Below are 2,884 nucleotides of genomic sequence, written 5' to 3' on the forward strand. Positions count from 1 at the left end.
TAGGTGTGATGTTATTTGCACTGGCAATTTCTTGCAGTGTTTTTTCATTCTTTAAAACTTCTAATACCAACTTGCTTTTAAATTCAGCACTGTAGACCGTTCTTTTTCTGCTCATTTTAATACTCCAATTTTTTACAAATAGTAACTAATTTGGAATAAGATTGCTTTGATTTCTTGTCTGGATTTGCTGGGGGATTATAATATTCCTGCTTATAAGCAGTTTATGGCTTTAGCAGGATAGTTATGCCTGAAGACCAGGAGGTCTGTGCTTTTGATAATTATTGCGACAGAACCATTCATAGTATTAGTACAACCCAAGATAAGTTTTTATCTTCTAAAACAAGTATTGAGCGCAAAGAGCTAGGGCAGTTTTTTACAGGCTCTGCAGTGTCTGACTATATGGCTTCTATGATTGATAAAATAGAAGGAGTTGATGCTATAAGGATATTAGACGGAGGAGCTGGAGCAGGGATATTAACAGGATCATTAGCGATAAGATGCCTTGATCTTGGCTATAAAAATGTTCATGCAGTTCTATACGAAATAGACCGGGACGTTATCACTCACCTTGCGCATAACCTAAGTCTCATAAAGGAACTATTTAATAAAAATAATAGTTCCTTTTCATTTGAAACAAAAATGGAAGACTTGATTTTATCAAGACCTGATAAAACAGAAGCACCTTTTCATTTTTCATCTATCAATCCTCCTTACTTTAAATACAACTCAAAAAACTCACCTTACAGTGGTGCTACGGCCGACCTCTTCAAAGGAAATCCTAATATTTACGCGTCCTTCCTTGCTGTCGTATCAGCTTGTTTAGCTCCTAATGGACAAATGGTAAGCATCACCCCAAGAAGCTTTACCAACGGTCTTTATTTTAAAGGACTAAGACGCTATTTATCTGAAAAACTAAGCCTTGAAAAAATCCATATATTTAGCTCAAGAAACAAAGTATTTAAAAACTCAGGAGTTCTTCAAGAAAATGTAATTTGTAAATATGTTAAATCTCATCAATCATCTAAAGTAACAATTTACTCAAGCTCTTGTGAGTCTGACATTAATAACTCAGAAACTAATGTTTACCCTTATGAATTCATAGTAGATAGAACTAATGAGCACAATATGACAAGAATCCCAGAATCAAAAGAAGATAGTGAAATACTAAAAAAAGTCGAAAATTGGACAATAGATTTTCAAGAATCAGGTTATTTTATTTCAACTGGCCCCATTGTTGAGCACAGAGCTAGGGAATTCATCACCCAGAACAAACTCAACAACTCGGTCCCTCTTTTGCGGATGCATAATTTAAAATTACTAAACGTAGAATGGACTGGTGAGCATAAAAAAGACGCTAGATTCATTCTCTCTCCAGGACATGAAAAACACACTAGAAAAAACAACAATTATGTAATATTAAAACGTTTTTCCTCTAAAGATGAAAAACGCAGATTAGTTGCAAGTGTTTATGATCCAAAAACCATACCTGGTGAACTTATTGGACTTGAAAATCACCTAAACTATATTGGTATAAATGAAGGAGAGATTCAACTAGAAGAAGCATACGGCCTTGCATCCTTGCTAAACTCAACGTTTTTTGATAAATATTTCAGATGTGTCTCAGGAAATACACAGGTAAACGCAACTGAAATCAGACTAATGAAGTTACCTGAAAAAGAAAAAATCATTGCGATAGGTAAATCAATTTTAAAAGCAAATAATAAAAATCAAACTGTCATTAATAATATTGTTAATATTGCACTATTTTCTGATGATATTTAGGTATAAAAAATTTAAATAAAATAAATAACTTATGGATATTAAAGAAAAAAGGAATGAAAAGTTAAAGCAAGCAAAAATAATTCTTAATGCTCTGGGCATGCCCAAAAAACAAAAAAATGATAGATCAGCATGGGTGTTCCTTGCTCTTGCCAATATCAAACCTCACGATAGCTGGAACAGCGCTAGATCACCTTTACTACCAACCGTAGAAATTATGCAGTTTATTCGTGATCATTATGGGCAAGATTACAAACCTAATTCGAGAGAAACAATCAGAAGACAAACTTTACATCAGTTTGGGCAGGCTAGGATGGTTGATAGAAACCGAGACAACCCAGCTAGGGCAACAAACAGTAAAGACAATAATTACTCTTTAAATGATCCTATATTAAAAATATTAAAAGAGTTTCCCGAGGGAGAATGGGGAAAATTTATTACAGAATATAAAGGAAACTTTAAAGAATTAACAGAAATTTATGAACGTAAACTAGAGCTGGAAAAAATACCTATTACTTTACTTAATGGAAATAAGATAAAACTATCACCAGGTAAGCATAATCAGTTACATGCAGATATTATCCATGAATTTTGTCCAAGGTTTGTTGGTAAAGGAGGTCGCGTCCTTTATATAGGAGACACAGCAAGCAGTAGAAATGAAGGTGGAAAATTAATGGTATTAGAAAACAAATACCTTGAAAAAATAGGCGTTCCGCCAATGTGTCACGACAAACTTCCTGATGTGGTTGTTTATGATGAAGAGAGAAAATGGCTTTTTATGATTGAAGCAGTAACTAGTCACGGTCCTGTTTCCCCGAAAAGATGGCACGAACTTGAAGAAGCTCTTAGTTCCTGTTCGGTTGGTCGTGTGTATGTAACAGCATTCCAAGATAAAGCTGAATTTAGAAGAAACGCAGCAGATATAGCATGGGAAACAGAAGTTTGGATTTCTGAAAACCCTGATCATATGATCCACTTTAATGGAGATAGATTTATGGGGCCAAGGTAAAACCATCGTAACTACTCAGCGTAATTTAAACTCATAACAGATTGATTTAAAATAATAATTAATGTATCTCTCTGAATTTTAGTCCAATTTTCACCC

General features: G+C 34.1%; 3 protein-coding genes. 2 read left to right on the forward strand and 1 reads right to left on the reverse strand.

All coding sequences use genetic code 11. The features are described from left to right. Positions 1-115: transposase (locus CDZ78_RS23310; RefSeq protein WP_140414159.1), on the reverse strand; the 115-nt coding region annotated here is incomplete at its 3' end. Positions 116-243: 128 nt separating this feature from the next. Between CDZ78_RS23310 and CDZ78_RS17320 the strand changes: the two genes are divergently transcribed. Beyond that, complete coding sequence (locus tag CDZ78_RS17320) at positions 244-1,782, forward strand: Eco57I restriction-modification methylase domain-containing protein (protein ID WP_087871108.1); 1,539 nt, start codon at positions 244-246, stop codon at positions 1,780-1,782. A gap of 31 nt (positions 1,783-1,813) precedes the next feature. Next, entirely contained in the window at positions 1,814-2,788 is a 975-nt protein-coding gene (locus CDZ78_RS17325) for a BsuBI/PstI family type II restriction endonuclease (RefSeq protein ID WP_087871109.1), read from the forward strand. The last annotated feature ends 96 nt before the right edge of the window (positions 2,789-2,884 follow it).

It is taken from the genome of Bathymodiolus platifrons methanotrophic gill symbiont, assembly GCF_002189065.1.
GTDB lineage: Bacteria > Pseudomonadota > Gammaproteobacteria > Methylococcales > Methylomonadaceae > Methyloprofundus.

Coding starts and splice junctions, on each gene's coding strand:
- CDZ78_RS17320 (WP_087871108.1), top strand. CDS start 244: ATGCCTGAAGACCAGGAGGTCTGTGCTTTTGATAATTATTGCGACAGA.
- CDZ78_RS17325 (WP_087871109.1), top strand. CDS start 1,814: ATGGATATTAAAGAAAAAAGGAATGAAAAGTTAAAGCAAGCAAAAATA.